Source organism: Streptomyces sp. AC550_RSS872 (assembly GCF_019049285.1).
GTDB lineage: Bacteria > Actinomycetota > Actinomycetes > Streptomycetales > Streptomycetaceae > Streptomyces.
The window spans coordinates 1-23,963 of the sequence record NZ_JAGMUL010000039.1; the positions used below are offsets into that span (position 1 = coordinate 1).

Here is a 23,963-nt window from a genome sequence, read left to right on the forward strand (position 1 = left end):
TCGCCGCGTTGGGCGGCGGCGCGGTGAGTCATGCCGCCACGGAGGTGTCCGGTTCGCATCCGGCGGCGTTCGCGGCGGTGTTCCTGCCGATGGCGGGGCTGCCGTGTGCGGGGGCGGTGGCTCGGGGGCCGTGGTTCTGGCTGGCGCTGGTGCCGCAGCTGCCCGGGGTGAGCTGGCCGTATCTGGAGACGGTTCAGCGGCGGGCGTTCCGGGACGCGGTGACGTTGTGTGCGAGCGCGGTCACGTTGGCCGTCCATTGCCGGCGAGGCGTTTCCTCGCCCCCGCCACCCCTACCCGTCCCGTCCTCCAGGGACTCCACCCCTTCGACCCCGCTGGGGGCTCCGCCCCCGGACCCCCGGGCCTCGTCCACGCGCCACCCGACTCGGTCGGCCGAGGGGTGGCCCCCCGGGGCGGGGGAGTGAGCGCTGCGCATCGCCCACCGGTGCTGGTCCGGGGCCCCAGTCCTCCAGCGGACCGTTTACGCTGGTGAGCGGACAGCGGGGTCAGCCGCGCCCGGCCATTTTGACCCGGCCGTGGCGCCGCAGGTATCCTGCATGTTCGTTGTGTATTGGCTTGCTCATTCTCACGGGACGGGCCCTTACACCGGTCCACCGGGCCGATGACCAGCGACCCCACGTACGCGGTATGCGTCGCCGCAGTGCGGTCCAGGCTGTCGTGATCGTTTCGGTGACCTGTTCAGGACCATTCACTCGAAGCGAAGGCTACGAACCGTGCGTACGTACAGCCCCAAGCCCGGCGATGTGACGCGCCAGTGGCACGTCATTGACGCTCAGGACGTCGTCCTGGGTCGTCTCGCCAGCACCGCCGCCTCCATCCTGCGGGGCAAGCACAAGCCGATCTACGCGCCCCACGTCGACACCGGTGACTTCGTCATCATCATCAACGCCGACAAGGTGCACCTCTCCGGCAACAAGCGGACCCAGAAGATGGCGTACCGCCACTCCGGCTACCCGGGTGGTCTGCGCTCCGTCCGTTACGACGAGCTCCTCGACAAGAACCCCGAGAAGGCCATCGAGAAGGCCGTCAAGGGCATGCTCCCCAAGAACACGCTGGGCCGTCAGATGCTCTCGAAGCTGAAGGTCTACAAGGGTGACCAGCACCCGCACGGCGCGCAGCAGCCGCAGCCGTACGAGATCACCCAGGTCGCGCAGTAAGTCCGGCCACCCCCTAAGCCAGAAGAGAATCTGAGGAGAATCGTGGCCGAGACCACTGCCGAGCAGCCGCTCGAAGAGCTTGACATCGACAGCTACACCACCGAGTCCGAGGTTCCGGTGGAGGGTGAGTACACCTCCGAGTCCCTCGCCTCGCGCTTCGGTGAGCCCCAGCCCGCCGCCGGCCTGGGTCGCCGTAAGAACGCCATCGCGCGCGTTCGCATCGTGCCGGGCACCGGCAAGTGGAAGATCAACGGGCGGACGCTCGAGGACTACTTCCCGAACAAGGTGCACCAGCAGGAGGTCAACGAGCCGTTCAAGGTTCTTGAGCTCGAGGGTCGCTACGACGTCGTCGCCCGCATCGCCGGTGGCGGTGTCTCCGGTCAGGCCGGTGCGCTCCGTCTCGGTGTCGCCCGTGCGCTGAACGAGGCCGACGTCGACAACAACCGCGGCCCGCTGAAGAAGGCCGGCTTCCTCAAGCGCGACGACCGTGCGGTCGAGCGCAAGAAGGCCGGTCTGAAGAAGGCCCGCAAGGCCCCGCAGTACAGCAAGCGCTAAGCGCAGGCTGCCTCTGCTCGTACTCCGGTACTCCGAACGCCCCGGCGGCACGCACAGTGCCGCCGGGGCGTTCGTTTTATCCACGGGCTCGGGCGTATAACGGCACAAGACGTTCAAAGGCTTGTGTGATCCGATGCCCCAGGCATGGAATGCCGGGAAGCGGGAGCCGCCGGCCGCAGACCGCGGGCCGGATCCGCTACCGGATCTGAAGTTTCCTCAGGAGGACAAGTGGGACGACTCTTCGGCACGGACGGCGTGCGAGGCGTCGCCAACGCGGATCTGACGGCCGAGATGGCGCTCGGTCTGTCCGTGGCGGCAGCGCACGTACTGGCCGAGGCGGGCACCTTCGAGGGCCACCGGCCGACGGCGGTGGTCGGGCGGGACCCGCGCGCGTCCGGGGAGTTCCTGGAGGCCGCCGTGGTGGCCGGCCTGGCGAGCGCGGGCGTCGACGTACTGCGGGTCGGCGTGCTGCCGACGCCCGCGGTGGCGTTTCTGACGGGCTCGCTCGGCGCCGACCTCGGCGTCATGCTCTCCGCCAGCCACAACGCCATGCCCGACAACGGCATCAAGTTCTTCGCCCGCGGCGGCCACAAGCTCGCCGACGAGCTGGAGGACCGTATCGAGACCGTCTACGACGAGCACCGGCACGGTGAGCCGTGGGAGCGGCCGACGGGTGCGGCGGTCGGGCGCGTGCGGTCGTACGACGAGGGGTTCGAGGAGTACGTCGCCCACCTGCTCGGCGCCGTGCCCAACCGGCTGGACGGGCTGAAGATCGTCCTCGACGAGGCGCACGGCGCCGCGGCGGGTGTCTCGCCGGAGGCGTTCACGCGGGCCGGGGCCGAGGTCGTGACCATCGGCGCCGAGCCCGACGGGCTCAACATCAACGACGGGTGTGGATCCACTCATCTGGACAAGCTGAAGGCCGCCGTCGTCGAACACGGTGCCGCCCTCGGGATCGCCCACGACGGTGACGCCGACCGCTGCCTCGCCGTGGACCACACCGGCGAGGAAGTGGACGGCGACCAGATCCTCGCCGTGCTCGCGCTGGACATGCGGGAGCGGTCGGTGCTGCGTGCCGGGACCGTGGTGGCGACCGTCATGTCCAACCTCGGCTTCAAGCTGGCGCTGGAGCGCGAGGGGCTCAAGCTGGTGCAGACAGCCGTCGGTGACCGGTATGTGCTGGAGGAGATGAAGCAGCACGGGTACGCCCTCGGCGGCGAGCAGTCCGGGCATGTGATCATCCTCGATCACGCGACGACCGGTGACGGCACGCTGACCGGGCTGTTGCTGGCGGCTCGGGTCGCGCAGACCGGGCGTACGCTGCGGGATCTCGCCGGTGTGATGGAGCGGTTGCCGCAGGTGCTGATCAACGTGCCGGACGTGGACCGGTCCCGGGTCGGGGACTCGGCCGACCTTGCGGCTGCCGTTGCCGAGGCTGAGCGGGAACTGGGGTCCACGGGGCGGGTGTTGCTCCGGCCGTCCGGGACCGAGCCGCTGGTGCGGGTGATGGTCGAGGCCGCGGACATCGACCAGGCGCGGTCTGTGGCGGGGCGGTTGGCCGATGCGGTGAAGTCTGCGCTGGGGTAGTGGTTCTTTCCGGGTAGGGGCGGGGACTTCTGCTCCGTTGCGGGCTGCCGGTTCGTTGTGGCTTGTCGCGCCCGCGCGGCGGGGCCGCATATCGACACAGCCCGCGCCCCTTACGGGGCGCTGTCCCGCAGGGCGTGGCGGCGTTGGCGTTGCCTGTCCCAGAACCACTTCTGGGCGAGCAGCGTGAGTGTGCCGGCCAGGATGATGCCCAGGAGGTTCAGGAGCAGCTGGCCTGTCGAGAGCCAGGTCTGCCTGGCATCGTCGTAGATCAGGGCGACGGCCGCGTTGGCGGCGGCCGGGACCGTCGTCACCGAAATGGCGACTCCGACCAGGGCACCGGACTTGGCGGACGTCAGGGAGAGGGTGCCGGCGGCGCCGGCCAGGACCGCCACGACGAAGGAGAACCAGTCGGGCGCGTAGATGAAGCCGGTGTTGGGCCGCTCGGCCTCCAGCTTGGCCTCGGTGAACAGGCCGACGGCGTCCATGAAGTAGCTGAAGCCCAATGTCACCGCCATCGCCACCGCGAAGCCCACCAGCAGCGCGATCAGCGAGCGCAGTGCCAGCCGCGGTGCCCGCTGCACGATCGCCGTGCAGATGCCGGCCAGCGGGCCGAACTCCGGGCCGACCGCCATCGCGCCCACGATCAGGATCGCGTTGTCGAGGACCACACCGCAGGCCGCGATCATCGTGGCGAGCGTGATGAAGGCGAGGTAGGTGACGGAGAGCGTCGACTCCTCGTGCGTGGCGTCCGCCAGGTGCTCCCAGAGCACCGCGTCAGCGCTCTCGCCGGGGGCCTCCGCCTCGGCCTTGTCGGCCCGCTTGGACAGCGACAGGTCGATGTTCTCCACGGCGATGGAGCCGCACTCCTCGATGCCCAACTGCTGGAGGCTGGTGAGGAGTTCGTCGCCCGCCTCACGTGCCACGTCGCACAGCACCAGGTCCCCGACGGGGTTGCGGGCGGCGCCGGGCACGACGGCGACATGGGCCGTCCCCACCGTCTTCTCGATCAGGCGGACCACGTCGTCGGTCTTGTCGGACGGTGTGATCAGGCGGAGGTGGAGCATGGGGGCAGCGTAGCCGTCACAGCTTGCGCAGGCTCAGCCGCTGGACCTTGTGGTCCGGGCCCTTGCGGACGACCAGGGTGGCCCGGCCGCGGGTGGGGGCGATGTTCTCGACCAGGTTGGGCTTGTTGATGGTGCGCCACATCGTGCGGGCGTAGTCGAGGGCCTCCTCCTCGGACACCTGGGTGTACTTGCGGAAGTACGAGGAGGGGTTCTGGAAGGCTGTCTCGCGCAGCCGCTTGAAGCGGTTGAGGTACCAGTGCTCGATGTCCTCGGTGCGCGCGTCGACGTACACGCTGAAGTCGAAGTAGTCGGCGAGGCCGACCCGGGTGCGGCCGTCCTTGCCGGGGAGGGCGGGCTGGAGGACGTTCAGGCCCTCGACGATCAGGATGTCGGGGCGGCGGACGGTGAGCCGCTGGTCCGGGACGCGGTCGTAGATCAGGTGGGAGTAGACGGGTGCCGTGACCTCGTCCTTGCCGGCCTTGATGTCGGCGACGAAACGGGTCAGGGCGCGGCGGTCGTAGGACTCGGGGAAACCTTTCCGCGACATCAGGCCGCGGGCCTGGAGCTCCTTGGTGGGGAGCAGGAAGCCGTCGGTGGTGACCAGCTCGACGCGCGGGTGCTCGGGCCAGCGGGAGAGCAGGGCCTGGAGGAGACGGGCGACCGTGGACTTTCCTACGGCGACCGAGCCGGCGACCCCTATGACGAACGGGGTGCCGGACTGGGAGCCCTGTTCGCCGAGGAAGGTGTTCAGGGCGCCGCGCAGGCCGTCGGTGGCGCCCACGTAGAGATTGAGGAGGCGGGAGAGCGGGAGGTAGATGTCACGGACCTCGTCGAGGTCGATGACGTCGCCCAGACCGCGCAGCTTCTCGACCTCCTCCGCGGTGAGCGGCAGCGGGGTCTTGTCGCGCAGCGCGCTCCACTCGGAGCGGGTGAGGTCGACGTAGGGAGTCGCCTCCGGCCTGGGCCGGTGGGCGCTCCGGGGCATCGAGGAGACCGGAGAGATCACAGTCCATTGTTACGGGAGTACGAACGGACGGTGAGGTGGGATCCGTCACCCAGCGACCTTTTGGAGAAACCTACGGCTTCCGCTGGAAACCCGGGCAAATCTGGGCAAGGCGGGGAATGTCAGTGCCGTGCGTCACAGTTGTGGGAGAGGTGGGCCCGGTCCGGGTCCACGACCTCGAGGGGTGACGAGGGGTGACCATGACGACGTATGCGATCGAGGCGCAAGGCCTGGTCAAGCGGTTCAAGGACACCGAGGCGCTGGCCGGGGTCGATCTGGGGGCCCGTAGAGGCACGGTGCTCGGACTGCTGGGGCCCAACGGCGCGGGGAAGACGACCGCGGTGCGGATCTTCGCGACGCTGCTCCGGCCCGACGGCGGCAGGGCGCAGGTGGCCGGGCACGACGTGGTCCGCGAGGCCGGGGTCGTCCGCGCCATGGTCGGGCTGACCGGGCAGTACGCGGCGGTCGACGAGAACCTGACCGGCACGGAGAACCTGCTGCTCATCGGCCGGCTGCTCGGACTGTCCCGGCGGGACGCCCGGGCCCGAGCGCGTGAGCTGCTGGAGCGCTTTCAGCTGACGGACGCGGCCGGGCGGGCCGTGAAGACCTTCTCCGGTGGTATGCGCAGGCGTCTGGACCTCGCCGCCAGCCTCGTGGGCCGGCCCAGCATCCTCTTCCTGGACGAGCCGACCACCGGCCTCGACCCGCACAGCCGCGGTGAGCTGTGGGACCTGCTGCGGGGCCTGGTCGCCGACGGGGCGACGGCGCTGCTGACCACGCAGTATCTGAACGAGGCCGATGTGCTCGCCGACGACATCGTGGTGATCGACAAGGGGCGGGTGATCGCCGAGGGCACCCCGGACCAGCTGAAGTCGCAGGTCGGAGGGCAAGTGCTGGAGCTGCGGCCGGTCGCGGAGCGGGATCTCGCGCGGGCGCATGTGCTGGTGGCCGGGGCCGCGGGGCCGGAGGCCCGGATCGAGGGCGAGACGATCACCGCGCCGGTGAAGGACCCCGAGCTGATGCCGGCCGTCGTGCGCACCCTCGACCGCGAGGGGATCGCGGTCGGCGAGCTCGCGCTGCGCCGCTCCTCGCTCGACGAGGTCTTCCTCGCCCTGACCGGCCACCGCGCCGAACCAGGCGACCCCCAGGGTAATGGCGGTGCGACCGTCCGGGACGGGGACGCGGACGGGGACTCCGAGCTGCAAAAGGCGGTGATGCGGCCATGACTGCCACCGCCACGACCATCACGGCACCGGTCACCAAGTCGGGCCGCGTCCGACCGCTCGACGGACTCCGCCAGACCTTCACGATGGCCTGGCGCAGCCTCGTCGCGGTCAAGCACAACCCGCTGGAGCTGGTCGACTACAGCATCACGCCCATCATGTTCGTGTTCCTCTTCACCTATGTGCTGGGCGGGCAGATGGCCGGATCGCCCGAGGCGTACCTGAAGTACGCGCTGCCCGGGATCATCGTCCAGAACACCCTGTTCATGACCATGTACACGGCCATGGCGCTCAACACCGACCTCACCAAGGGTGTCTTCGACCGCCTGCGCAGCCTGCCGATAGCCCGCTCCGCCCCGCTCATCGGCCGCATCACCGCGGACCTCGCCAAGCACGTCTGGGCGATGCTGCTGATGATCGGCCTCGGCCTGCTGCTCGGCTTCCGGATCACCGGGGGACTGGACGGACTGCTGCTCGGGATGCTGCTGGTGGTCGTCTTCGCCGCGGCGGTGTCGTGGAGCGCGGTGCTCATCGGGATGCTGGCCGGGGACGCGGAGAAGGTGCAGGCCTTCGCGTTCACGATCATCTTCCCGATCACCTTCACCAGCAGCGCCTTCGTCATGGTGGACACCATGCCGGGGTGGCTTCAGGCGTGGAGCGACGTCAATCCGGTGACGCATCTGTCGGACGCGTTCCGGGGATTGCTGCTGGGTGGGCCTGTGGCGGAGCCGGTGCTGTGGTCGTTGGTGTGGGCTGCGGGGATCGCTGTGGTGTTCTATCCGGTGGCCATGCGGGCCTATCGGGCCAAGACGTGAGCCGGCCTGCGGGGCGTGCGGACCGATGCGGACCGAGGCCCTCGTACCCCCGTGGGAATTTCCGAATTCGGGCAGGCGGCGCGGTGTTCGGGGGCGAATTCGGCGACGATCGGACCGTAGGCTGCCGCGCATGTGCGGAATCGTGGGATACGTGGGGTCGCAGTCGGCGCTGGAGATTGTCACGGCCGGACTGAAGCGGCTGGAGTACCGGGGGTATGACTCGGCGGGCGTCGCCGTCCTGGCGGACGGGGGGCTGGCGGCCGCGAAGAAGGCGGGCAAGCTCGTCAATCTGGAGAAGGAGCTGACGGAGCGGCCGCTGCCGACAGGGAACACCGGGATCGGGCATACGCGGTGGGCCACGCACGGGGGACCCACGGATGCGAACGCACACCCGCATCTCGACAACGCCGGGCGCGTTGCCGTCGTGCACAACGGGATCATCGAGAACTTCGCCGGGCTGCGGGCCGAGTTGGAGGAGCGGGGGCACGAGCTGGCCTCCGAGACGGACACCGAGGTGGTCGCCCACCTGCTCGCCGAGGAGTTCTCGGCGACGGCCGACCTCGCCGAGGCCATGCGGCTCGTGTGCCGACGGCTGGAGGGGGCCTTCACCCTGGTCGCGGTGCATGCCGATGAGCCCGATGTGGTGGTCGGGGCGCGACGGAACTCGCCACTGGTGGTGGGCGTTGGGGAAGGTGAGGCCTTTCTCGCCTCGGACGTGGCCGCGTTCATCGCCCATACGCGGTCGGCGATCGAGTTGGGTCAGGACCAGGTCGTCGAGCTGCGGCGGGACGGGGTGACCGTCACCGGGTTCGACGGGCGGCCGGCGCAGGTGCGGTCGTATCGCGTCGACTGGGATGCCGCCGCCGCGGAAAAGGGGGGCTATGACTATTTCATGCTCAAGGAGATCGCCGAGCAGCCCAAAGCGGTCGCCGATACGTTGCTGGGGCGCATCGACGCCGCCGGCTCCCTGACGCTGGACGAGGTCCGCATCAGCGCCTTCGAGCTGCGGGAGGTCGACAAGGTCGTCATCGTCGCCTGCGGTACAGCCTTTCACGCCGGGTTGATCGCCAAGTACGCCATCGAGCACTGGACGCGGATTCCGTGCGAGGTGGAGCTGGCGAGCGAGTTCCGCTACCGGGACCCGATCCTCGATCAGCAGACGCTGGTCATCGCCATCTCCCAGTCCGGCGAGACCATGGACACGCTCATGGCGCTCCGGCACGCCCGTGAGCAGGGGGCGCGGGTCCTGGCGATCTGCAACACCAACGGGTCGACCATTCCACGGGAGTCGGACGCCGTGCTGTACACGCACGCCGGGCCGGAGGTCGCGGTCGCCTCGACGAAGGCCTTCCTGACGCAGCTCGTGGCCTGCTATCTGGTCGCGCTGTATCTGGGGCAGGTGCGCGGCACCAAGTGGGGCGACGAGATCCACGCGGTGGTGCGGGACCTGGCGAAGATCGGCGGTGAGGTCGAGCGGGTCCTGGAGACCATGGAGCCGGTGCGGGAGCTGGCACGGTCACTTGCCCACAAGAACACCGTGCTCTTCCTGGGGCGGCATGTGGGGTATCCGGTTGCCCTCGAGGGGGCGCTCAAGCTCAAGGAACTCGCCTATATGCACGCCGAGGGGTTTGCGGCGGGGGAGTTGAAGCACGGGCCCATCGCCCTGATCGAGGACGACCTGCCGGTCGTCGTGGTCGTTCCCTCACCACGGGGGCGGTCTGTTCTGCACGACAAGATCGTGTCCAACATGCAGGAGATCCGCGCTCGGGGTGCGCGCACCATCGTGATCGCGGAGGAGGGGGACGAGGCGGTGGTGCCGTACGCCGACCACCTGATCCGGATCCCGGCCACGCCGACGCTGCTTCAGCCGCTGGTGGCCACGGTGCCGTTGCAGGTGTTCGCGTGTGAGCTGGCGACGGCTCGCGGCAACGAGGTGGATCAGCCTCGGAACCTGGCGAAGTCGGTGACGGTGGAGTGAGCGGCGCGTAAGGGCCGAGCGCATGAAAGGGGCGAACGGCTGGACGCCGTTCGCCCTCACATGGTCAGCCGGTCAGCCGGTCAGCCGGAGATGGGCAGACCCCGCCCGGCTTGCCCTTGCCCTTGCCCCGGACGCCGAGGGCCGTGGAGCTCGTCCTGGGCGGGCTGCGGAGGTTGATGGACTCCTTGGGCTTGATGTTGACGAGCGAGCTGCTGCATCCGGCTTCGTCCGCTGCCTGCCGTGGCCAGCCGGTGCCGGCATGGCGCTCCGCGCGAAACGCGGATCACCGGTCGTCGCTGACGGCTTACGGGAAGACGGTGAACGCGCCCGCATACTCGCGTCACCCCCGTACATCCCGCCAGGCTCCCGGAATCCCGTCGGCCACGTCATGCGCCCCCACCGGCGCGCCGTCCGCCGCGAACCTCGCCGAGAGGCCATGGAGATACGCGGCCACGCTCGCGGCGTCCACGCCGGTGAGCCCCGCCGCCAGCAGCGATCCCGCCAGGCCGGAGAGCACGTCACCGCTGCCTGCCGTGGCCAGCCAGCCGGTGCCGGTTGGATTCACCCGCACGGCTCCCGCACCGCCCGCCTCCGCCACCAGCGTCGTCGACCCCTTCAGCAGCACCGTCGCCGCATACCGCCCCGCCAACTCCCGTACCGAAGCCAGCCGAGCCCCCTCGACCTCCTCCCGCGCGACCCCGAGCAGCGCCGCCGCCTCCCCGGCATGCGGGGTCATCAGGGTCGGGGCCGTACGTTCCCGTACCGCCGTCGGGTCCGCCAGCCGCAGCCCGTCCGCGTCCAGCAGCACCGGTACGTCCGTCGCCAGCACCTCCGCCACCGTCGCCGCGTCGTCCCCGGCGCCCGGACCGACCACCCAGGCCTGCACGCGCCCCGCCTTCTTCGGGCCCCCGTCCGACACCAGCGTCTCGGGGAACCGGGCGATCACCGCGACGCCGGCCGGACCGACGTACCGTACGGCCCCGGCCCCGCCCCGCAGTGCCCCCGCGACCGCCAGCACCGCCGCGCCCGGGTAGCGGGCCGAGCCCGCCGCGATGCCCACGACGCCTCGCCGGTACTTGTCCGTCTCCGCCGAGGGGAGCGGCAACAGCCTTGCCACGTCCGCGTGTTGGAGTGCCTCCAGCTCCACCGCGTCCAGCGGCAGCGCCAGTCCGATGTCCACCAGGCGCACCACACCGGCGTACTCCCGCGCCGGATCGATCAGCAGGCCCGGCTTGTGGGTGCCGAAGGTGACGGTGAGGTCGGCCCGCAGTGCCGTGCCGCGTACCTCGCCCGTCTCGACGTCCACGCCGCTCGGCAGGTCCACGGCGACCACGGCCGCACGGGAGCGCTCGGCCGCCGCGGCCAGCGGTGCCGCCTCCGGGCGCAGCCCGCCCTTGCCGCCGATACCGACGATGCCGTCGACCACCAGGTCCGCCCGCTCGATCAGGGCCTCGGCGTCGGAGGTGCCCACGGCCCGCCCGCCCGCGCGGCGCAGCGCCGCCAGGCCTGAGGCGTGCGCGCGCTCGGGCGTCAGCAGGATCGCCGTGACTCCCGCACCGCGCCTGGCCAGCCGGGCCCCGGCGTAGAGGGCGTCGCCGCCGTTGTCGCCGCTGCCGACCAGCAGGGCGACCCGGCTGCCGTACACCCGGCCCAGCAGATCCGCGCAGGCCGCGGCGAGTCCGGCCGCCGCCCGCTGCATCAGCGTCCCGTCCGGAAGCCGTGCCATCAGCTCCCGTTCGGCCGCCCTTACCGTCTCCACGCTGTACGCAGTCCGCATGCGTTCGAGTCTCCCGCACCGACCCGAACACGTCGCATCCATTGACGCTTTGCCGTGCCTTTGCCCAACAGCCCGTCCATCTGCTGACCGCCGGGTGCCCGGTGGAGGAGGCTCAGCCCTCCGCCACCACCACCGCCGACGCGACCCCGGCGTCATGGCTCAGCGACACGTGCCAGGACCGCACGCCCAGTTCGGCCGCCCGTGCCGCCACCGTCCCCGTCACCCGCAGCCGGGGCCGGCCGCTGTCCTCGACGAAGACCTCGGCGTCCGTCCAGAGCAGGCCCGCCGGCGCGCCCAGCGCCTTCGCCAGGGCCTCCTTCGCGGCGAAACGGGCGGCGAGCGAGGCGCTGCCGCGGCGTTCGCCCGTGGGCAGCAGCAACTCGCTCTCCAGGAACAGGCGTTGGGCGAGCCCGGGGGTGCGCTTCAGCGCCGCCTCGAACCTGTCGATCTCCGCCACGTCGATACCGACCCCGATGATGCTCATGCCGAGCACCCTATGGCTCGCTCGAAAACGCTCCCTAAAGAGTGACCTCGCCGCGCGGCTCCTCCCGCCCGGCAGGACCGCACGCTTCCCTGTCCGCATGATCAGCGGACGTATCGCAAGCCGGAGCATCGCCTTGCTGCTCGCCGGCGCCGCCGTGCTGCCCGTCGGCAGCGCCTCGGCCGACCCCGAACCCCCGGCTTCCGGACCGCAGGCCGAACTCGTGCCCGGCATCCCCCTGAGCACACTCCCGCTCTGGGCGACCGACACGCCCGACCAGGCGTTGCCGCCGAAGGTGTACGAGCCCAGCGCCGAGGAGGACGCGGTCGAGCCACCGAAGGCGAAGAAGGGGACGGACGAACTCGTGGAGTACGTCGACCCCTGGGACGTCCTCGACGAGCCCAAGTGCAGCGAACAGACGGGTCCCCATCAGCGGCAGGTCGAGGCGTGGCTGAAACGGGAGGCGGACGGGAAACAGTCGGCCGCGGACTGCCGGGCCATCCGTGCCTTCCAGACCAAGCACAAGATCGAACCCGCCATCGGCTTCGCCGGCCCTGTGACCTGGGCCACCATGCGGCTCGACGCCGCCCGCAAGAACCCCAACGCCGCCCGGAAGTGCCCGGTGCGGGCGTACCGGATCGCCTGCGTCGACCTCGACCGGCAGCTGGCCTGGGTGCAGCGGGGCGAGAAGGTCGTGTACGGGCCCGTGCACATCCGCAGCGGCCGTGAGGGATACGGCACTCGGGCCGGCTGGCACCGCGTCTACTGGCGGCACAAGAACCACGTGTCGTCGCTCTACCACAGCCCCATGCCCTACTCCCAGTTCTTCAGCGGCGGCCAGGCCTTCCACGGCGTCTACGCCAACCTCTTCACCCCCGTCGGCTCCATGGGCTGCGTCAATCTGCGCCTGGAGGACGCCCGGAAACTGTGGGGCGTGCTGAAGCAGAACGACCGGGTGTACGTCTGGGGGCACCGGCCGGAGGCATAGGCCCGGCAGCCACGGGCGGGGTCCCGGCTCGGCGGCGTTGTCGGTGCCCTCTGAGACACTGGGGGCGCCATGACAGAAACAGCAGCCTTGCGGACCGCGCCCCTGCGGGCCCGCGCCGAGATCGATCTGGCCGCCCTGCGGGCCAATGTGCGGACCCTGCGCGCCCACGCGCCGGGTGCGGCCCTGATGGCCGTCGTGAAGTCGGACGCGTACGGCCACGGGGCGCTGCCGTGTGCCCGCGCCGCGATCGAGGGCGGCGCCCGGTGGCTGGGTACGGCCACGCCCGAGGAGGCACTCGTGCTGCGGGCCGCCGGGCTGGACGGCGTACGCATCATGTGCTGGCTGTGGACGCCGGGCGGGCCCTGGCGGGAGGCCATCGAGGCCGATCTCGACGTCTCCGCCAGCGGGATGTGGGCCCTGCGCGAGGTCACCGACGCCGCCCGGCAGGCAGGCGCCCCCGCGCGCGTGCAGCTCAAGGCCGACACCGGGCTCGGGCGGGGCGGCTGCCAGCCGGGTGACGACTGGGCCGAGCTGGTGCGCGAGGCCCTGCGCGCCGAGGCCGACGGGTTGCTCCGCATCACCGGGCTCTGGTCACACTTCGCCTGCGCCGACGAGCCCGGGCACCCGTCCATCGCGGCCCAGCTCTCCCGCTTCCGTGAGATGGTCGCGTACGCCGAGGCACAGGGCGCGCGGCCCGAGGTGCGGCACATCGCCAACTCGCCCGCCACGCTCACCGTCCCGGACAGCCACTTCGACCTGGTGCGCACCGGCATCGCGACCTACGGCATCTCGCCCAGCCCCGAGCTCGGCAGCTCCGCCGACTTCGGACTGCGGCCGGTGATGACCCTCTCGGCGTCCCTCGCACTGGTGAAACACGTACCGGGCGGCCACGGCGTCAGCTACGGCCATCGCTACGTCACCCCGGGCGAGACCACCCTCGGCCTCGTCCCCCTCGGCTACGCCGACGGCATCCCGCGGCACGCCTCCGGCGCCGGGCCCGTCCTGGTCGGCGGCAAGTGGCGGACGGTCGCGGGGCGGATCGCGATGGACCAGTTCGTGGTCGACCTGGGCGGGGACGAGCCCGGGCCCGGGGCCGAAGCCGTGCTGTTCGGCTCCGGCGAACGAGGAGAGCCCACCGCCGAGGACTGGGCGCAGGCCGCGGGGACCATCGCATACGAAATCGTCACCCGGATCGGAACGCGCGTTCCACGCGTCTACAGGAACGCGTCCCTGTGATGCGGCCGACCGACGGGCACATGATGCGGCTGATGGACGCGTCCATGTGACGCGTTCGTGGGCATGCGGCTATGTGAATGAGGAACTAGACGGGTAACCCGTAGCCGAACACCGAAACCGAACACCGGCACCATCCACCATCGACGTCACACCAGCATCATGACGTCACACCAGCACCACCGACCCAGCGAAGAGGAGCGGTACGTGAGCGAGAGCAGCGCGGAGGCCGTCGCGGCCGTCGCCTCCGCCACGGGGGCGGCCGCGAACTGGCGCAGGGCGACCGGATTCGCCGGTGCGGCGATAGGCGTGATCGCGGCCGGCGCGGCCGCCGGGGTCGCCATAGAGCGGATGACCGTGGGCCGGGGCATGCGGCAGAAGGCCCGCCTCGCCCTGGACTCGGCAGGACCGTACGGCTCGCTGCGCGGCATGCCCGGCAAGGCCTACGGCGACGACGGCACCGAGCTGTACTACGAGGTCGACGACATCGACCCCGAGGCCGCTCCCGCCCTCACCCCGCGCCGGCGACGGCTCTTCGGCCGCAAGGCCCCCGCCCCCGTCACGGTCGTCTTCAGCCACGGCTACTGCCTCAGCCAGGACTCCTGGCACTTCCAGCGCGCCGCGCTGCGGGGCGTCGTCCGCACCGTGCACTGGGACCAGCGCAGCCACGGCCGGTCCGGGCGGGGCGTCGCCCAGATGGAGCAGGGCACGCACGTCGACATCGAGCAGCTCGGGCGCGATCTGAAGGCCGTCATCGACGCGGCCGCGCCCGAGGGTCCGCTCGTGCTGGTCGGGCACTCCATGGGCGGCATGACCGTCATGGCGCTGGCCGACCAGTACCCGGAGCTGATCCGCGACCGCGTCGTCGCCACCGCCTTCGTCGGCACGTCGTCCGGGAAGCTCGGCGAGGTCAACTTCGGGCTGCCCGTCGCGGGAGTGAACGCGGTACGGCGGGTGCTGCCGGGCGTGCTCAGGGCGCTGGGGCAGCGGGCCGAGCTGGTGGAGAAGGGGCGCCGGGCCACGGCCGACCTGTTCGCCGGGATCATCAAGCGGTACTCGTTCTCGTCCCGGGACGTCGACCCGGCGGTCGCCCGGTTCGCCGAGCGGATGATCGAGGGGACACCGATCGACGTGGTCGCGGAGTTCTACCCGGCCTTCTCCGACCACGACAAGACCGAGGCGCTCGCCCTCTTCACGGACATGCCGGTGCTCGTCCTGGCCGGTGTGGGGGATCTCGTCACGCCCAGCGAGCACAGTGAGGCGATCGCCGACCTGCTGCCGGACGCCGAGCTGGTCCTGGTGCCGGACGCCGGGCACCTCGTGATGCTGGAGCACCCGGAGGTCGTCACCGACCGTATGGCAGACCTGCTCACCCGGGCGGGTGCCGTGCCGGCAGGAGCTACCGTAAGTGGCTATGGAAGCACCAGCAGCACCGCACAACCCGGGTGACCTAGAGCTCACTGTCACTTCTCCCGACCAGATGCGGGAGCTGGGCCGCCGACTCGCCAAGCTGCTGCGCGCCGGCGACCTCGTGATGCTGAGCGGGGAGCTCGGCGCGGGCAAGACGACGCTGACGCGCGGGCTCGGCGAGGGGCTGGGGGTCCGGGGCGCGGTCACCTCGCCGACCTTCGTGATCGCCCGGGTCCACCCCTCTCTCGGCGACGGCCCGCCGCTCGTCCACGTCGACGCGTATCGCCTGGCCGGCGGGCTGGACGAGATGGAGGACCTCGACCTCGACGTCTCGCTGCCGGAGTCGGTGATCGTCGTGGAGTGGGGCGAGGGGAAGGTCGAGGAGCTGACGGAGGAGCGGTTGCAGCTCGTGATCCATCGGGCCGTGGGCGACACCACGGACGAGGTGCGGCATGTGACGGTGACCGGGCTGGGTGAGCGGTGGGCGGCCGTGGATCTGAGCGTGCTCTCCGCCTGAACCGGATGCGTTCCGGATGGGTTCCGACAAGACGTCGGCAAAATATTGCGTTTGCGGTCGCGGGCGTGGTCACATGGTATCCAGCTCGTAGTTAGGTCTACCTAACTACTCCGCCCCCGGCTCCCAGGAGGCGTCCATGTCGGCTTCGGAGAACAAGGTCCAGCGGCGGCCCCAGGTGGTCTCCGGGGTGTCGATGCGTGATCTGCTGGCGGCGGGTGTGGCTGCGAACGTGATTTCCACGCCGCCGCGGCGCTCCGCCGGGGGCGCCGTGAGGCCGTCCGTCGTCTGCGGGCCCGCTGTGGCCGGTCGCGCAGTTCCCCGCGCCCCTGGGGACGTTGCGGAACCGCGACCGACACCGCCACCGAAGCTCAGCTGACCCGTATCCCCTTCCTATTCCTAGCGGATCACCACTACCGTGCGGCCGATCGTCGCGAAGTCCCACATCGCGCTGCCGTCCTCCCTGGATTCGCGGATGCCGCCCGTTTTCACCGTCGGGTTGTTGGGCTGGGGGGCCGAGCCGTCGGCGGGGGCGCTGAAGCCGACGGTGGTGTCCTCGATGGTGGCGAAGCGGACCACGTGCTCGACAGGGAGGCCGTCGGTGCCGGTGACCGCGTTGGAGCGGGATGTGACGGTGTAGGTGCCCGGAGGCGGGTCGACCGTTCCGGGGGTGACGCGGAACGTGCGCTTGACCTTCTCGCCCGTGTCGACCAGCCAGACCCGGTCGTCGGCCACGGAGTACACGACCCGCTGACCGGTACCGGAACCGGCGGGCAACGCGCCCGGTGCCTTCCTGTCGCGGGGTGCCTTGGAGGCGCTCACCTCGGGTGAGCGGGCGGCGTGCGGCGCCCGCAGGTCGGCCGGGACGGTCGCCGAGGCCTGGAAGGCGAGGAAGCCGACGGTCGCGAGGGCCGCCACGGTGAGCCCCGCGACGATTCCGGAGCTGCTGCCTGCCACCGTCACCACCTCAGCGTTCGTGTCGTACGTCGCGTTCGAGCCGACCGTAGCAGCCGTCAAGCGGCCGACCGGGGCGGCGCTTCTGGGGGCGCGGGCGCCGTAGGCTGTTTGCGTGCTCTTGCTCGCTCTGGATACCGCCACCCCCGCCGTCACCGTCGCGCTGCACGACGGTACGGACGTCATCGCCTCGTCGAGCCAGGTGGACGCGCGCCGGCACGGCGAGCTGCTGCTGCCGGCCGTCGACCGCGTCCTCGCCGAGGCCGGACTCGAACTCGACGCCGTCACCGGCATCGTCGTGGGCATCGGACCCGGCCCGTACACCGGGCTGCGCGTCGGACTCATGACCGCCGACACCTTCGGGCTCGCCCTCGGCGTCCCCGTGCACGGCGTGTGCACGCTGGACGGTCTCGCGTACGCCGCCGACATCGAGACGGGCCCCTTCGTCGTCGCGACCGACGCCCGGCGCAAGGAGGTCTACTGGGCGCGCTACGCCGACTCCCGTACGCGCCTGACCGACCCGGCCGTCGACCGGCCCGCCGACATCGCCGACCAGGTCGCGGGGCTGCCCGCCGTCGGCGCGGGCGCGCTGCTGTACCCCGACACCTTCCCCGGCGCCCATGAGCCCGAGCACGTGTCGGCGGCGGCTCTCGCGGCGCTGGCCGCCGAGAAGCTGGCGGCGGGCGAGGAACTGCCCGCGCCCCGGCCGCTGTACCTGCGCCGGCCCGACGCCCAGGTCCCCAAGAACTACAAGGTGGTCACCCCCAAGTGACAGGACAGCCGACCGGACCGCAGACCGGGCCGCCCGTGACTCCTGTGCTGCGCGAGATGCGCTGGTGGGACATCGACGCCGTGCTGGGTCTCGAGAAGGACCTGTTCCCCGAGGACGCCTGGTCCCGGGGGATGTTCTGGTCCGAGCTGGCCCACTCGCGGGGGCCCGGGGCGACCCGGCACTACCTCGTCGCCGAGGACGGTGAACGGCTCGTCGGATACGCCGGGCTCGCCTCCTCCGGCGACCTGGCCGACGTCCAGACCATCGCCGTCGCCCGCGACCAGTGGGGGACCGGCCTGGGGGGCCGTCTCCTCACCGAACTGCTGCGGGCCGCCACCGCCTTCGAGTGCGCCGAAGTGATGCTGGAGTGCCGGGTGGACAACGTCCGCGCGCAGAGGCTGTACGAGCGCTTCGGCTTCGAGGCGATCGGCTTCCGGCGCGGCTATTACCAGCCGGGGAACGTGGACGCCCTGGTGATGCGACTGAACACGAAATCCAGCAGCGGCTCCGCCGCGGGTTCGCCTTCCGTACAAGGAACCGAGATCAATGACTGACTCACGTGACGAGCCGCTCGTCCTCGGCATCGAGACCTCCTGCGACGAGACCGGCGTCGGCATCGTCCGCGGCACCACCCTGCTCGCCGACGCCATCGCCTCCAGCGTCGACGAGCACGCCCGCTTCGGCGGCGTCGTGCCGGAGGTCGCCTCCCGGGCGCACCTGGAGGCGATGGTCCCGACGATCGAGCGCGCCCTGAAGGAGGCCGGGGTGAGCGCCCGTGACCTGGACGGCATCGCGGTGACCGCCGGCCCGGGGCTCGCGGGCGCGCTGCTGGTCGGCGTGTCGGCCGCGAAGGCGTACGCCTACGCGCTGGGCAAGCCGCTCTACGGCGTCAACCACCTCGCCTCCCACATCTGCGTGGACCAGCTGGAGCACGGGGCGCTGCCGGAGCCGACGATGGCGCTGCTGGTCAGCGGCGGGCACAGTTCGCTGCTGCTGTCGACGGACATCACCTCCGACGTCCGCCCGATGGGCGCGACCATCGACGACGCGGCCGGCGAGGCCTTCGACAAGATCGCCCGGGTGCTGAACCTGGGCTTCCCGGGCGGCCCGGTCATCGACCGGTACGCGCGCGAGGGCGACCCGGAGGCGATCGCCTTCCCGCGCGGTCTGACCGGCCCGCGCGACCCCGCGTACGACTTCTCCTTCTCGGGGCTGAAGACGGCGGTCGCCCGTTGGATCGAGGCCAAGCGGGCGGCGGGCGAGGAGGTGCCGGTGCGGGACGTCTCCGCTTCCTTCCAGGAGGCGGTCGTGGACGTGCTGACCCGCAAGGCCGTCCGTGCCTGCAAGGACGAGGGCGTCGACCACCTGATGATCGGCGGCGGCGTGGCGGCCAACTCCCGGCTGCGGGCCCTGGCCCAGGAGCGCTGCGAGGCGGCGGGGATCCGGCTGCGGGTGCCCCGGCCGAAGCTGTGCACCGACAACGGGGCGATGGTGGCGGCGCTGGGCGCGGAGATGGTTGCGCGGGGCCGGCCGGCGTCGAGCTGGGACCTGTCTGCGGACTCATCGCTGCCGGTGACGGATCCTCATGTGCCGGGACACGGCCACGACCACGACCATGTGCACGAGGTCAGCAAGGAGAACCTGTACTCGTGACGGTCGCGCTGATGTGGGAGGCGCGGGCGGTTCCGGGGCGCGGGGAGGAGCTGCTGGCCTGGGCACGGGCACAGGAGCCGGCCGTACGGCCGCTGCGCCGGGAGACCCTGCGGGCGCCGCAGGACCGGGTGCTGGTCATCACGTGGTGGGACGCGGAGATCGACGCCGAGCTGCCCGAACTGCCGGAGCCGAGTGGGGAGTTGGTGACCCGCCCGGTGCATCGGTGGCGGTTCGAGTCCGTGGGGCTCCAGTCGTCTCCAGGGGCCTGAGCAGTTCAAGGCCCGGGCATTCGGAATTCATCGTTCCTTCGCCGGATCCGCTTAATTTGGCGTGTCCATAGCGGATCTTGGCCGAAATGCGGCCGGGACGGGGAGGGACCGTGAGGGTTCGTCGTGTGCGCGGACGCAGGGGGTCGGGCAGACCCGTCGCGTCCGTCGCGGTGGGGATGGGCATCGCCGTGACCGTCGGCCTGCTGCCGATGGGAGTGCTTCCGGCGGCTGCCGCGGGGCAGTCGGCGGCAGTCGAGGCGCGGTCCGGTAGCGGGCGGTCGGGCGAGGCCGGGGAGGCCGCCGTCGCCGCCACCGAGGAGGAGGCGTTCGCGCGGGCCGAGCGGCTCGGGAAGAACGTCGAGATCCTCTCGCTGCGGGGCGAGAGCACCGACGTGTACGCCACCCCCGACGGTGACCTGGAGTCCCGCGAGCATCTGCGTCCGGTGCGCACCCGGGTCGACGGCGAGTGGCGGTCGGTCGACACCGCCCTGGCCGTGGTCGGCGACGGCACCGACAAGGGCATGGTCGCCCCGAAGGCCGCCTCGGTCGGGCTCGCGTTCTCCGGTGGCGGCGACGGGCCGCTGGTACGGCTGGAACGAGCCGGCCGGGCTCTTGAGCTGTCGTGGCCCGGCGCCGTGCCGGCGCCCCGCCTGGAGGGCGACACCGCCACCTACCCCGACATCCTGCCGGACGTCGACCTGCGGCTCGCGGCCCGGCCCGAGGGCTTCACCCAGCTGCTCGTCGTCAAGTCGGCCGAGGCGGCCCGGAGCGAGGAACTCGCCGAACTGCGGATGCAGTTGGGGACCGAGGGGCTGCGGACGCGCGAGACCGCGAACGGCGGGCTCGCGGCGGTCGACGAGGGGTCCGGCGGAGTCGTCTTCGAGGCGCCCCGTCCGGTGATGTGGGACTCCAGCGCCGCAAAAGCCCAGCCGTCATCGGACGCGCAGGCTGGGACAGGCGTACGGACCGCGTCGTTCACGGCTGCCGACGCGAGTCCCGCCCCCCGGGAAGGCGAGCCCACCGCCGCCGACTCCGGCCGGGTCGAGCCCATCGGCGTCGACCTCCCCGCCGGCGGCGACGAACTCGTCCTCACCCCGGACAAGGAGCTGCTCACAGGGGCCGACACCGTCTACCCCGTCTTCATCGACCCGCAGTGGTACTCGCCGAAGGCCACCTCGTGGACCATGGCCTCGCGGTACTGGGCGAGTTCGCCGCAGTGGAAGTTCAACGGCGACCCGGACGCCGGGCTCGGCTTCTGCGGCTGGAGCTACTGCCAGCCGCAGGACGTGAAGCGGCTCTTCTACCAGATCCCGACCACCAAGTTCGCGGGCCGCAGCATCCTGTCCGCCGAGTTCGTGGTCCGCGAGACGCACGCCGCCTCCTGCGAGGCGCGCGAGGTGCAGCTCTGGCGTACGAAGGCCATCAACTCCTCCACCACCTGGAACAGCCAGAACGCCGCCGGCTTCTGGGTCGACCACCTCCAGACCCGCAGCTTCGCCCACGGCTACGACGGCTGCGCCTCGGCCGACGCCGAGTTCGACGTGAAGGGCGTGGTGGCGCAGGCGGCGGCGAACAAGTGGTCGCAGATCACCTTCGGCATGCGCGCCACCAGCGAGGACGACCGGTACACGTGGAAGCGGTTCTCGGACGACGCGTACCTGAGGGTCAGGTACAACCGTCCGCCGCCGCGGATCGGCACCTCGCAGCTCACCATGGATCCGGGCGGGGTGTGCGCCACGACCAGCAGCCCGGCGCGGGTCCGGTCCCGGGCCACGGTCCGCGCCAACAACGTCACCGACCCCGACAAGGACCGCGTCCAGGTGCAGTTCCGGGTGCTGTGGGACAGCGGCGACGGCTGGAAGCAGCGCTGGATCTCGGCGAAGAGCACCGACAAGGCGTCCGGTTCGGACTTCTCCGTCCAGCTGCCCACCACCATCCCCCAGAACCTGAAGACCGCATGGCAGGCTCGGGCCTGGGACGGCGGCCAGTGGTCGGCCTGGAGCGCCGAGAACGCGCACAGCTGCTTCTTCGTCTACGACACCTCCGTCCCCGCCGGTCCCTCCATCACCTCCACGCACTACCCACGCTCCGACGCGGCCGACCCGGACGACCCCTGGTGGGACGGCGTGGGCAGGTACGGAACCTTCACCATCGACTCGTCCTCCTCGGACGTCAGCAAGTACTGGTTCGGCGTCAACACGACGCCCAGCAGCAAGTACACGCTGACCACCTCGGGCGGCGGGGCGAAGACGATGAAGTTCATGCCGACCAAGCCGGGCGTCAACTTCGTCACGGCCAAGGCGTTCGACGCGGCCGGCAACGGATCCGAGACGCGCACGTACTACTTCCGGGTCCGCTCCGGGCAGCCCGATCGGCTGTCCTGGCAGATGGACGAGGGCACCGGGGCGAGCCAGGCGGAGGGTGCCGGCGGCACCTGGCCCGCTTCGCTGTACGGCGATGTCAAGCCCGGCGGTGCGGGCGTTTCCGGAGGCGGCCTGGACCTCGACGGCGTCGATGACCACGCCGCCACCGATTCGCCGGTCCTCAACACCGGCAAGAGCTTCTCGGTGTCCGTATGGGCGAAGCTGCCCGACAACCCCTCCGGGGCGCCCGCCGCCGTCTCCCAGTCCGCCGCCAACACCAGCGGCTTCGAGATCTACTACTCCACCTCGCTCGGCGGCTGGGTCTTCCTGCGGCACGGTGCGGACGCCGCGGGCAGTCCGGTGGCCCGCGCCGTCCAGCCCGCGTGCGCCAGCGGGGACACCTCCTGCCAGGCGGCCCGGGTCAACACCTGGACCCATCTGGTCGGCGTCTACGACAACCCCAACCAGATGATCAAGCTGTACGTGGACGGCAAGCTCGCCGGCACCGCCCCGTTCAGCACCCCGTGGGACGCGCGCGGTCGCACCTTCCTGGGCGCGGCCTCCCACTACGGCACGGTCGGGAACTTCTTCAAGGGCTCCCTCGACGAGGTCCAGCTCTTCGACTACCAGCTCGTCGACGCCCAGGTGACCCGGCTGAAGAACCGCCAGCCGGTGGACACGAACCGGCCCGCCAAGCTCGTCCTCCCGCTCGACGAGACCGCGACCGACGTCGCGCTGACCGGCCGCGCCCAGGCGGCCCCCGCCCAGCTCAAGGGCGGAGCCACCGCCGGGATCAGCGGGGTGAACGGCAAGGCGCTCCAGTTCGACGGTGTCGACGACTACGCGACGACCGGCCGCCCGATCATGGACACCTTCCAGAGCTTCGCGGTCTCCGCCTGGGTGAAACTGCCCAAGGACAAGGAGGCACGGGCGATGGCGGCCGTCTCCCAGGCCGACACCGTCAACGCCGGCTTCGAGCTGTACCACTCCTCCGCCCTCGGCGGCTGGGTGTTCATGCGGGAGAAGAGCGCCGATCCCGACTCCACGGTGGTCCGCGCCACCCAGACCGCCTGCCCGGCGAACACCCACTGCGCCGCCGCGCGGCTCGGCGAGTGGAACCACCTCGTCGGTGTGTACGACATCGACGCCGCCGAGCTCCGCCTGTACGTCAACGGGGTCCTGGAGGCCACCGCCGCCTACACCACGCCGTGGCTCGCCACCGGCGAGGTCAGCCTGGGCGGCAGCTACTACGGCGGCAAACTGGTCAGCCCGCTCAAGGGCGAGATGGACGATGTACGCCTCTACGACCGGGCCGTCTCCGACGACGAGGTGAAGCAGCTGTTCAAGCAGCGGCCGCTGGTCAAGAGCCGCTGGAAGTTCGAGACCGCGTCCGCCGCCACCCCGCCGGTCACCCCGGACGCCGGCCCCGCCGCCGCGGGACTGAGCCTCCACAACGGCGCCGCGCTCGGCTCCGGCTGGGTCGACGGCGGCCTCACCCTCGACGGCGTCAACGACTACGCCGCCACGGCGAGCGGCACGGTGCCCCTCGACACCACCGCCAGCTTCACCGTCAGCGCCTTCGCGCAGGCGTCGGCCAGGCCCACCGGCGAGGTCGCGCTGCTCAGCGCGCCCGGCACGAACAAGGACGCCTTCTCCGTCCGCTACATCCCGAGCAGCACCCCGGCCACCGACGGCGGCCGCTGGCGGATCACCACCGCCGACGCCGACAAGACCGACGCCGCCTTGGCCGAGGTGGAGAACGGGCAGTTCTACGGCCCCGAGGACTGGACCCATCTGGCGCTGGTCTACGACGGGTTCGCCCGCGAGATGCGGCTGTACGTCAACGGCGAGCTGGAAGAAATCGCCTGCCAGGACGCCAATGACGACGGTGAGCCCGACGTCAGCGGCTGCGCCGAGCAGGTCTCGTACTCCGAGAACGTGCTGACCTTCAAGGCCATCCAGTCCCTGCAACTCGGCCGCGACCGGGCCGGCGCCTACTTCCCCGGCTCCCTCTCGGACGTCTGGACCTTCCAGGGCGCCCTCGACGACACGCAGATCGAGCACCTGGCGCTCGGCCAGCCGGGCACGGCCACCACCGTCCCGGGCAACAGCTGACCGCTCACTGCTCCCCGCCCCACCCCCGTACGAC

Annotated in this window: 21 protein-coding genes and 1 pseudogene; 16 read left to right on the top strand and 6 right to left on the bottom strand. The window is 71.2% G+C overall.

Translation table 11 applies throughout. The features are described from left to right. The 4 genes and pseudogenes from KUM44_RS17890 to glmM form a co-directional block, all read left to right on the top strand. Positions 1-422 (top strand): annotated as a pseudogene (locus KUM44_RS17890) (hypothetical protein); the annotation flags it as partial. 309 nt (positions 423-731) lie between these two features. Further along, on the top strand, positions 732-1,175 hold the full coding sequence (gene rplM / locus KUM44_RS17895; protein ID WP_030046395.1) for a 50S ribosomal protein L13: 444 nt from the start codon (positions 732-734) through the stop codon (positions 1,173-1,175). A gap of 42 nt (positions 1,176-1,217) precedes the next feature. Beyond that, positions 1,218-1,730, top strand: coding sequence for a 30S ribosomal protein S9 (rpsI, locus tag KUM44_RS17900; protein WP_019754544.1), 513 nt, complete (start codon positions 1,218-1,220; stop codon positions 1,728-1,730). Between the two features lie 228 nt (positions 1,731-1,958). Then, on the top strand, positions 1,959-3,317 hold the full coding sequence (gene glmM, locus KUM44_RS17905; protein WP_217208935.1) for a phosphoglucosamine mutase: 1,359 nt from the start codon (positions 1,959-1,961) through the stop codon (positions 3,315-3,317). A gap of 110 nt (positions 3,318-3,427) precedes the next feature. Here glmM and KUM44_RS17910 read toward each other — a convergent pair whose 3' ends face one another. Both KUM44_RS17910 and coaA read right to left on the bottom strand, forming a co-directional pair. Continuing rightward, positions 3,428-4,381 (bottom strand): DUF389 domain-containing protein, encoded by a 954-nt coding sequence (locus tag KUM44_RS17910; RefSeq protein WP_217208936.1) that lies wholly within the window; start codon positions 4,379-4,381, stop codon positions 3,428-3,430. Between the two features lie 16 nt (positions 4,382-4,397). Continuing rightward, positions 4,398-5,366 carry a type I pantothenate kinase gene (gene coaA / locus KUM44_RS17915; RefSeq protein WP_217208938.1) on the bottom strand — a complete coding sequence of 323 codons (969 nt, stop codon included), beginning with the start codon at positions 5,364-5,366 and terminating at the stop codon, positions 4,398-4,400. Positions 5,367-5,584: 218 nt separating this feature from the next. On the opposite strand from coaA, the gene KUM44_RS17920 reads away from it, so the two are divergent. The 3 genes from KUM44_RS17920 (at position 5,585) to glmS (ending at position 9,400) form a co-directional block, all read left to right on the top strand. Next, complete coding sequence (locus tag KUM44_RS17920; RefSeq protein WP_217208940.1) at positions 5,585-6,610, top strand: ATP-binding cassette domain-containing protein; 1,026 nt, start codon at positions 5,585-5,587, stop codon at positions 6,608-6,610. Further along, on the top strand, positions 6,607-7,422 hold the full coding sequence (locus KUM44_RS17925; protein ID WP_048584864.1) for an ABC transporter permease: 816 nt from the start codon (positions 6,607-6,609) through the stop codon (positions 7,420-7,422). The genes KUM44_RS17920 and KUM44_RS17925 overlap by 4 nt, the downstream gene beginning before the upstream one ends. A 130-nt stretch (positions 7,423-7,552) precedes the next feature. Next, positions 7,553-9,400, top strand: a complete 1,848-nt coding sequence (gene glmS, locus KUM44_RS17930) for a glutamine--fructose-6-phosphate transaminase (isomerizing) (protein WP_217208942.1) — start codon at positions 7,553-7,555, stop codon at positions 9,398-9,400. Between the two features lie 340 nt (positions 9,401-9,740). On the opposite strand, the gene KUM44_RS17935 is transcribed toward glmS, so the two are convergent. Then, positions 9,741-11,177 (bottom strand): NAD(P)H-hydrate dehydratase, encoded by a 1,437-nt coding sequence (locus KUM44_RS17935; protein ID WP_217208944.1) that lies wholly within the window; start codon positions 11,175-11,177, stop codon positions 9,741-9,743. Positions 11,178-11,289: 112 nt separating this feature from the next. Then, a complete protein-coding gene (locus tag KUM44_RS17940) occupies positions 11,290-11,661 on the bottom strand; it encodes a holo-ACP synthase (protein ID WP_217208945.1) in 372 nt (123 codons plus the stop codon). 97 nt (positions 11,662-11,758) lie between these two features. Here KUM44_RS17940 and KUM44_RS17945 point away from each other — a divergent pair, with 97 nt between their 5' ends. From KUM44_RS17945 to tsaE, 4 genes are all read left to right on the top strand, one after another. Further along, positions 11,759-12,646 (top strand): L,D-transpeptidase family protein, encoded by an 888-nt coding sequence (locus KUM44_RS17945; protein ID WP_217208947.1) that lies wholly within the window; start codon positions 11,759-11,761, stop codon positions 12,644-12,646. 69 nt (positions 12,647-12,715) lie between these two features. Continuing rightward, the gene (gene alr, locus KUM44_RS17950; RefSeq protein WP_217208948.1) at positions 12,716-13,882 is read left to right on the top strand and encodes an alanine racemase; all 1,167 of its coding nucleotides are present in this window, start codon (positions 12,716-12,718) and stop codon (positions 13,880-13,882) included. A gap of 204 nt (positions 13,883-14,086) precedes the next feature. Further along, positions 14,087-15,328, top strand: a complete 1,242-nt coding sequence (locus KUM44_RS17955; RefSeq protein ID WP_217208949.1) for an alpha/beta fold hydrolase — start codon at positions 14,087-14,089, stop codon at positions 15,326-15,328. Further along, entirely contained in the window at positions 15,294-15,806 is a 513-nt protein-coding gene (tsaE, locus tag KUM44_RS17960; protein ID WP_217208950.1) for a tRNA (adenosine(37)-N6)-threonylcarbamoyltransferase complex ATPase subunit type 1 TsaE, read from the top strand. Before KUM44_RS17955 ends, tsaE begins: the two co-directional genes overlap by 35 nt. 105 nt (positions 15,807-15,911) lie before the next feature. On the opposite strand, the gene KUM44_RS46805 is transcribed toward tsaE, so the two are convergent. Beyond that, on the bottom strand, positions 15,912-16,046 hold the full coding sequence (locus KUM44_RS46805) for a hypothetical protein (protein WP_302186016.1): 135 nt from the start codon (positions 16,044-16,046) through the stop codon (positions 15,912-15,914). A gap of 156 nt (positions 16,047-16,202) precedes the next feature. Continuing rightward, positions 16,203-16,760, bottom strand: a complete 558-nt coding sequence (locus KUM44_RS17965; protein ID WP_217209007.1) for a hypothetical protein — start codon at positions 16,758-16,760, stop codon at positions 16,203-16,205. A gap of 112 nt (positions 16,761-16,872) precedes the next feature. On the opposite strand from KUM44_RS17965, the gene tsaB reads away from it, so the two are divergent. The 5 genes from tsaB (at position 16,873) to KUM44_RS17990 (ending at position 23,929) form a co-directional block, all read left to right on the top strand. After that, positions 16,873-17,529, top strand: coding sequence for a tRNA (adenosine(37)-N6)-threonylcarbamoyltransferase complex dimerization subunit type 1 TsaB (gene tsaB / locus KUM44_RS17970; RefSeq protein ID WP_217208951.1), 657 nt, complete (start codon positions 16,873-16,875; stop codon positions 17,527-17,529). A gap of 56 nt (positions 17,530-17,585) precedes the next feature. Further along, positions 17,586-18,083 carry a ribosomal protein S18-alanine N-acetyltransferase gene (gene rimI / locus KUM44_RS17975; protein ID WP_217209008.1) on the top strand — a complete coding sequence of 166 codons (498 nt, stop codon included), beginning with the start codon at positions 17,586-17,588 and terminating at the stop codon, positions 18,081-18,083. Further along, a complete protein-coding gene (gene tsaD, locus KUM44_RS17980) occupies positions 18,076-19,182 on the top strand; it encodes a tRNA (adenosine(37)-N6)-threonylcarbamoyltransferase complex transferase subunit TsaD (protein WP_217208952.1) in 1,107 nt (368 codons plus the stop codon). Before rimI ends, tsaD begins: the two co-directional genes overlap by 8 nt. Then, positions 19,179-19,451, top strand: coding sequence for a hypothetical protein (locus KUM44_RS17985; protein ID WP_217208953.1), 273 nt, complete (start codon positions 19,179-19,181; stop codon positions 19,449-19,451). The genes tsaD and KUM44_RS17985 overlap by 4 nt, the downstream gene beginning before the upstream one ends. 125 nt (positions 19,452-19,576) lie before the next feature. Further along, a complete protein-coding gene (locus KUM44_RS17990; RefSeq protein WP_308402647.1) occupies positions 19,577-23,929 on the top strand; it encodes a LamG-like jellyroll fold domain-containing protein in 4,353 nt (1,450 codons plus the stop codon). Positions 23,930-23,963: the final 34 nt, after the last annotated feature.

Excerpts from the sequence above, each read along its gene's own strand:
- alr (WP_217208948.1), top strand. The coding sequence starts at position 12,716 with ATGACAGAAACAGCAGCCTTGCGGACCGCGCCCCTGCGGGCCCGCGCC.
- rimI (WP_217209008.1), top strand. The coding sequence starts at position 17,586 with ATGCGCTGGTGGGACATCGACGCCGTGCTGGGTCTCGAGAAGGACCTG.
- KUM44_RS17920 (WP_217208940.1), top strand. The coding sequence starts at position 5,585 with ATGACGACGTATGCGATCGAGGCGCAAGGCCTGGTCAAGCGGTTCAAG.
- KUM44_RS17945 (WP_217208947.1), top strand. The coding sequence starts at position 11,759 with ATGATCAGCGGACGTATCGCAAGCCGGAGCATCGCCTTGCTGCTCGCC.
- glmS (WP_217208942.1), top strand. The coding sequence starts at position 7,553 with ATGTGCGGAATCGTGGGATACGTGGGGTCGCAGTCGGCGCTGGAGATT.
- tsaE (WP_217208950.1), top strand. The coding sequence starts at position 15,294 with ATGGAAGCACCAGCAGCACCGCACAACCCGGGTGACCTAGAGCTCACT.
- coaA (WP_217208938.1), bottom strand. The coding sequence starts at position 5,366 with ATGCCCCGGAGCGCCCACCGGCCCAGGCCGGAGGCGACTCCCTACGTC.
- KUM44_RS17910 (WP_217208936.1), bottom strand. The coding sequence starts at position 4,381 with ATGCTCCACCTCCGCCTGATCACACCGTCCGACAAGACCGACGACGTG.
- KUM44_RS17935 (WP_217208944.1), bottom strand. The coding sequence starts at position 11,177 with ATGCGGACTGCGTACAGCGTGGAGACGGTAAGGGCGGCCGAACGGGAG.
- tsaD (WP_217208952.1), top strand. The coding sequence starts at position 18,076 with ATGACTGACTCACGTGACGAGCCGCTCGTCCTCGGCATCGAGACCTCC.
- KUM44_RS17925 (WP_048584864.1), top strand. The coding sequence starts at position 6,607 with ATGACTGCCACCGCCACGACCATCACGGCACCGGTCACCAAGTCGGGC.
- KUM44_RS17940 (WP_217208945.1), bottom strand. The coding sequence starts at position 11,661 with ATGAGCATCATCGGGGTCGGTATCGACGTGGCGGAGATCGACAGGTTC.